Raw genomic sequence first — 6283 nt, forward strand, 5'->3', positions numbered from 1 at the left:
AATTGTTTATTCTTAAAATTTTAGATTAACTTTTTTTTGGCTCCTCGGGCAGGACTCGAACCTGCGACCAATTGATTAACAGTCAACTGCTCTACCAACTGAGCTACCGAGGAATGTAAAAAACTCAACTTACTTTTTTTTAAAACTAAAACAAGATTTTTTTTGGAGGCAACGCCCGGAATCGAACCGGGATACAAGGATTTGCAATCCTCTGCGTAACCATTCCGCCACGTTGCCTTCTTGTTTTAGACGAATAGCTTCAGGCCTTTTTATATTAAATTTTTTATATTAGTCTATTAAATAACGATCCAAATTGATTATTGTTAAATAAGATTATTAAATTATAAACTTTAAAATCAATGAGTAACGATAAATATATCCATTCTGAAGTTGAAAATAAGATTTATTCTTATTGGGAAAAAAATGAATTATTTAAACCAAAAGAAAATTTAAAAAAATTTTCAATAGTAATTCCTCCACCAAATGTAACTGGTAGCCTTCATATGGGGCACGCATTAAATAATTCTATTCAGGATTTATTAGTTCGTTATCATCGGATGAATAATTATGAAACTTTATGGCAACCAGGAACTGACCATGCTGGTATTGCAACTCAAGCTTTAGTAGAGAAAAAACTCACTTCTGAAAAGATAGATAAGAATGAGATTGGTAGGGACAAATTTATTGAAAAAGTTTGGGAATGGAAAGAGCAATATGGTGACATAATAATCAATCAATTAAAAAAACTTGGTTGTTCTTGTGACTGGTCAAGAATTGCATTCACAATGGATGAAAATTTATCCAAATCAGTTATCAAAGTTTTTGTAGAACTTTACAATAAAGGTTTAATTTACAAAGATAAGAAATTAGTAAACTGGGATACCGTTCTTAAAACAGCTATTTCAGATTTAGAGGTAGATCAAAGAGAAGTAAATTCAAAAATTTACTACATTAAATATCCTATAGATGGAACCAGTGAATTTATAACTATAGCAACTACAAGACCTGAAACAATGCTAGGCGACACCGCTATAGCTGTTAATCCAAAAGATGAAAGGTTTAAATCATTCGTTGGTAAAACAGTAACTATTCCAATTGTTGGTAGAAAAATAAAAATTATAGAAGACGATTATGCTGATCCTGAACAGGGTACAGGTGCATTAAAAATAACTCCTGCACATGATTTTAACGATTATGATTTGGGTCAAAGAAATAATCTTGAAATTATAAATATTTTTACTGAAGAGGGTAAGATAAATGAAAACGCACCTGAACACTATAAAGGTCTTGATAGATTTGAAGCTAGAAAAAGAATTTTAAAAGAACTGAAAGAAAAAGAATTTTTTGTTAAAGAAGAAAATATAAAAAATAAAGTTCCATACGGAGATAGGTCTAATTCTATAATTGAACCTTTTCTTACCGAACAATGGTTTGCTGATGCTGGTAAATTATCTGTAAAAGCAAAAGAAGTTGTGAATTCTAAAAAAACTAATTTCTTCCCTGAAAATTGGTCAAAGACATATTTTCAATGGATGAATAATATTGAGCCTTGGTGTATTTCTAGGCAGTTGTGGTGGGGACACCAAATACCAGCTTGGTACGGACCCGACAATAAAATTTTTGTAGCTATCAATGAAGAGGAAGCAAAGTCTCAAGCAAAAGAATTTTATAAAAAAGAAGTAGAATTAACTAGAGATCCTGATGTATTGGACACTTGGTTTTCATCCGGATTATGGCCTTTTGCTACACTTGGATGGCCTGAAGATGATGAATATTTAAAGAAATTTTATCCAACTTCAGTATTGGTAACTGGATTTGATATTATTTTTTTCTGGGTTGCAAGAATGATTATGTTTGGAACAGAATTTTTAGATAAAGAACCGTTTAAAAATATATATGTTCACGCACTTGTAAGAGACGAAAAAGGGCAGAAAATGTCTAAATCAAAAGGAAACGTAATAGATCCATTAGATTTAATAGAAAAATATAGTGCTGATGCATTGAGATTTACTTTGCTTTCAATGGCTTCACCTGGAACAGACGTAAAATTATCGGAAGATAGAGTTAAAGGTTATAGAAATTTTCTAAATAAATTGTGGAATGCTAATAACTTTTTAAAAACAAATGAATGTGATTTTAAAGATATTGATGAGTTACCTAATTTAAAAGTAAATATTAATAAATGGATAAATTCAGAGTTAATAGAAGCAAAGAGTAAGATTCAAAAAAATCTTGAAGATTATAGATTTGATGAAGCTGCAAAAAACGCTTATCAGTTTGCTTGGCACTCATATTGTGATTGGTATCTGGAGTTATCTAAAACTATTCTTTTTTCAGATGATAATGATGCAAAAGCTGAAGTTAAAAAAGTATCATCTTATGTATTCAAACAAATATTAATCTTACTTCATCCATTTATTCCATTTGTAACAGAGGAAATATGGCTCAAAGACCAATTTGATAAGAACGGTAGTGATTTTTTAATGTATAAAAATTGGGTAACAGGAGAGATTAATAAAGATGATAGCACTGAGCAGGTAGAAAACATCATCAATATAATTTCAGAGCTTAGATCTTTTAAAAATGAACTAAATGTTAGCCCAGGATCATTTATTGATGTTTCAATTAAAGGCATTAATGACAATCAAAAAGAATTTATTAATAAAAATGAAGTTATCTTAAAAAAACTTGGAAGAATAAATAATATACTTGATGATGATTTAGAAAAACCTGCTGCAACAATGGTTGTCTCAGGTGACTTATTTAAAATTTACTTTGATAAAGATGTGGATTTAAAATTAATTAAAGAAAACCTAACAACCAAGCAAAGTAGATTAGAACAAGAAATGAATAAAATATCTCTAAGATTAGAGAATAAAAGTTTTGTAGATCGTGCACCAAAAGAGATTGTTGAACAAGAAAAAACTAATTATAATAATTTAAAGAATGATATTGAAAAAATATCAGTAACAATAAAGGGTATATAATGGCAAAATTTAATAAAAAGAAACTTCCGAGTAGACATACATCATTAGGACCAGATAGAGCACCACATAGATCTTTTTACTATGCAATGGGTGAAACTGAAAAAGATGTAGCAAAGCCCTTTGTTGGAGTAGTTTCAACTTGGAATGAAGCAGCACCTTGCAACATTGCTTTAATGAGACAAGCACAATCTGTTAAAAAAGGTGTTAGAGCAAATGGTGGAACACCAAGAGAATTTTGTACAATCACTGTTACAGATGGAATTGCTATGGGTCATGAAGGAATGAAATCTTCCTTAATTTCAAGAGAAGTTATTGCGGACTCTGCTGAACTTACTGTTAGAGGACATTGTTATGATGCATTAGTTGGTATAGCTGGTTGTGATAAATCTTTACCAGGTTTAATGATGTCAATGGTTAGACTTAATGTGCCAAGTGTATTTATTTATGGTGGATCTATTCTTCCAGGAACTTACAAAGGAAAAGATGTAACAGTAGTAGATGTATTTGAAGCAGTTGGAAAACATTCATCAGGTCAAATGTCTGCAGCAGAACTTAGAAAATTAGAATTAGTTGCTTGTCCAAGTGCAGGTGCTTGTGGTGGTCAATTTACTGCTAACACGATGGCATGTGTATCTGAAGCAATTGGTTTGGCATTACCTTATTCAGCAGGAACTCCTGCTCCTTATGAAGAAAGAGATAAGTATGCAAAAGAAAGTGGTAAAATGGTTATGAACCTTTTACAGAAAAAAATTAAACCAAGAGATATTGTTACAAGAAAAGCCTTAGAAAACGCTGCAACAATTGTTGCTGCAACGGGGGGATCTACAAATGCAGGTCTTCATTTACCAGCTATTGCTAATGAAGCAGGAATTAAATTTGATTTAATGGATGTTGCTAAAATATTTAAAAGAACACCTTATCTTGCAGATTTGAAACCTGGTGGAAAATATGTTGCTAAAGACATGTGGTTAGCAGGTGGTGTTCCAATGTTATTAAAAACTTTATATGAGGGAGGATATATTCATGGTGATTGTATGACAGTTACAGGTAAAACTATGAAAGAAAATTTAAAAAATATTAAATTTAATCCTAAACAAAAAGTAATGAGATCTTACAAAGATCCATTATCTCCAACAGGCGGTGTTGTTGGATTAAAAGGTAACTTAGCTCCAGAGGGAGCAATTGTTAAAGTTGCAGGACTTAAGAAATTACAATTTACTGGAAAGGCAAGATGCTTTGATAATGAAGAAAGCGCTATGAATGCTGTTCAAAGCAGAAAGTACAATGATGGTGATGTAATTATTATTAGATACGAAGGACCAGTTGGAGGTCCTGGTATGAGAGAAATGTTATCTACAACTGGTGCAATTTACGGTCAGGGAAAAGGGGAGAAAGTAGCCCTTATAACTGATGGAAGGTTCTCTGGTGCTACAAGAGGCTTTTGTGTGGGTCACGTAGGCCCTGAGGCCGCTCTAGGGGGCCCTATAGGTCTATTAAAGAACGGAGATATAATTGATATTGATGCTAAAAAAGGAACTATCAATGTAAGACTTTCTAAAAAAGAATTGGCATCAAGAAGAAGAAAATGGAAAGCTAAAAAATCTGACTTTGGATCGGGAACTTTGTGGAAATACGCTCAAACTGTTGGACCAGCATACTTAGGTGCCCCAACACATCCAGGTAAGAAAAAGGAAGTTAAAGACTACTCAGAGATTTAATGAAAATAAGACCAGTTATTTTATGTGGCGGTGCTGGTACTCGTCTTTGGCCAAATTCTAAAAACCATCAAGCTAAACAGTTTATTGATTTTGGTAATTGGACTTTACTTGGAAAAACCTTAGAGAGAACAAAAGCATCCATTTATGATGCACCTATTATAAGTACTAACAAAAAATATCTCAGTAAAGTTAAGCAAAATTTAAGAAAAAACAAAATTAAAAAATATAAAATTGTTGTGGAGCCAGCTAAAAGAAATACGGCTCCAGCTATCTTAAGTACAGCTTTAATTAAAGATATTCCTGAAAATCAACCACTAATGTTTTTTACAGCGGATCATTTGATTGAGAAAATGAATATATTTAATAAGGCTATCAATAAAAATAAAACTAAACTTAATGAAAATAATATCTTTGTATTTGGTATTAAACCAAAATCTCCAACAAGTGATTACGGTTATTTCTTAACTAAAAAAATCAAAGGTAGCATTAATAAAGTAACAAGATTTATTGAAAAACCAAAAGAAGCAAAAGCAAAAGAAATTATTAGAAAAAATGGATATTGGAACTCAGGTATGTTTTATCTTAGAAAAGATTCAATTATCAATAACTTTAAAAAATATAACCCAACTATATATAGAAATTGTGTAACAGCAGTTAATAAGGCAAAATATAAATCAAATACTTATCATCTAAATAAAGCTTCATTTATAAAAGCAACCGCTAAATCGTTTGATTATGCAATCCTTGAAAAAACAAAGCAAATTAATGCGATCAAACTAGACATACCTTGGTCAGATCTTGGAAGTTGGAAAGAGATTTTAAAAATGTATGACAAAAATAAAAACAAATACATTAAAAAGAAAAATATTTATTTTAGACCATGGGGTAGGTACATAAATCTATTTGAAGGCAAAGAATTTTTAATTAAAGAACTTCATGTAAAACCAAAAGGAATACTAAGTTTACAAAAACATCATCACCGTGCTGAACATTGGTTGGTTACTCAAGGAAATGCCAAAATAACACTTAATAAAGATATAATTACTAAAAAACCTGGAGAGCATATATTTATTCCATTAGAAGCCATTCACAGAGTTCAAAATCCTGGACAAAAACCAGTTAAGATTGTTGAAGCTCAAGTGGGATCAATATTAAAGGAAACTGATATTGTAAGATATCAAGACGTCTACGGAAGAATAAAATGATAACTAAACTTTATAAAAATCTCATCAACTCGTTAAATGGTTTAAAAATTGTAATTAATGAAAAATCTTTTCTAATGGAATTGATTTTAGGTTTATTTTTAATTCCTTATATTTTTTTATCTAATATCGAATTTAATCATAAATTATTCTTGTTTGTTCTTTATTTTTTGTTACTAGCCACAGAAGTAATTAATACTGCTATTGAAAAATTGTCCGATAAAATTACTAAAAATTATGATAGTGATATTAAAAATATTAAAGATCTATCGAGTGCATCAGTTTTTTTGATTTTATTAATTTTAATTATTACATTTTTTATAACAATTTAATTTTTTGATTATTTACTAATAGTATTTTCGTAATACTATAATTT

Annotated in this window: 4 protein-coding genes and 2 tRNA genes; 4 read left to right on the top strand and 2 right to left on the bottom strand. The window is 30.4% G+C overall.

Going from position 1 to position 6283, the window contains the following annotated elements; genetic code table 11:
* Positions 1-37 precede the first annotated feature (37 nt).
* Positions 38-113, bottom strand: a tRNA-Asn gene (locus tag ACTTBN_RS02655).
* A gap of 50 nt (positions 114-163) precedes the next feature.
* Positions 164-237: transfer RNA gene (locus ACTTBN_RS02660), tRNA-Cys, on the bottom strand.
* 122 nt (positions 238-359) lie between these two features.
* Between ACTTBN_RS02660 and ACTTBN_RS02665 the strand changes: the two genes are divergently transcribed.
* Genes ACTTBN_RS02665 through ACTTBN_RS02680 form a run of 4 tightly spaced genes read left to right on the top strand, consistent with a single transcriptional unit; the run spans position 360 to position 6239 of the window.
* On the top strand, positions 360-2987 hold the full coding sequence (locus tag ACTTBN_RS02665; RefSeq protein ID WP_440680851.1) for a valine--tRNA ligase: 2628 nt from the start codon (positions 360-362) through the stop codon (positions 2985-2987).
* Positions 2987-4705, top strand: coding sequence for a dihydroxy-acid dehydratase (gene ilvD, locus ACTTBN_RS02670; protein ID WP_440680852.1), 1719 nt, complete (start codon positions 2987-2989; stop codon positions 4703-4705). The genes ACTTBN_RS02665 and ilvD overlap by 1 nt, the downstream gene beginning before the upstream one ends.
* On the top strand, positions 4705-5910 hold the full coding sequence (locus ACTTBN_RS02675; protein ID WP_440680854.1) for a sugar phosphate nucleotidyltransferase: 1206 nt from the start codon (positions 4705-4707) through the stop codon (positions 5908-5910). Before ilvD ends, ACTTBN_RS02675 begins: the two co-directional genes overlap by 1 nt.
* Positions 5907-6239: a diacylglycerol kinase gene (locus ACTTBN_RS02680; protein ID WP_440680856.1), complete on the top strand. Its 333-nt coding sequence runs from the start codon at positions 5907-5909 to the stop codon at positions 6237-6239. Before ACTTBN_RS02675 ends, ACTTBN_RS02680 begins: the two co-directional genes overlap by 4 nt.
* The last annotated feature ends 44 nt before the right edge of the window (positions 6240-6283 follow it).

This window comes from Candidatus Pelagibacter sp. HIMB1623 (genome assembly GCF_052047695.1).
Classification (GTDB): domain Bacteria; phylum Pseudomonadota; class Alphaproteobacteria; order Pelagibacterales; family Pelagibacteraceae; genus Pelagibacter.

Excerpts from the sequence above, each read along its gene's own strand:
- ACTTBN_RS02665 (WP_440680851.1), top strand. The coding sequence starts at position 360 with ATGAGTAACGATAAATATATCCATTCTGAAGTTGAAAATAAGATTTAT.
- ilvD (WP_440680852.1), top strand. The coding sequence starts at position 2,987 with ATGGCAAAATTTAATAAAAAGAAACTTCCGAGTAGACATACATCATTA.
- ACTTBN_RS02675 (WP_440680854.1), top strand. The coding sequence starts at position 4,705 with ATGAAAATAAGACCAGTTATTTTATGTGGCGGTGCTGGTACTCGTCTT.
- ACTTBN_RS02680 (WP_440680856.1), top strand. The coding sequence starts at position 5,907 with ATGATAACTAAACTTTATAAAAATCTCATCAACTCGTTAAATGGTTTA.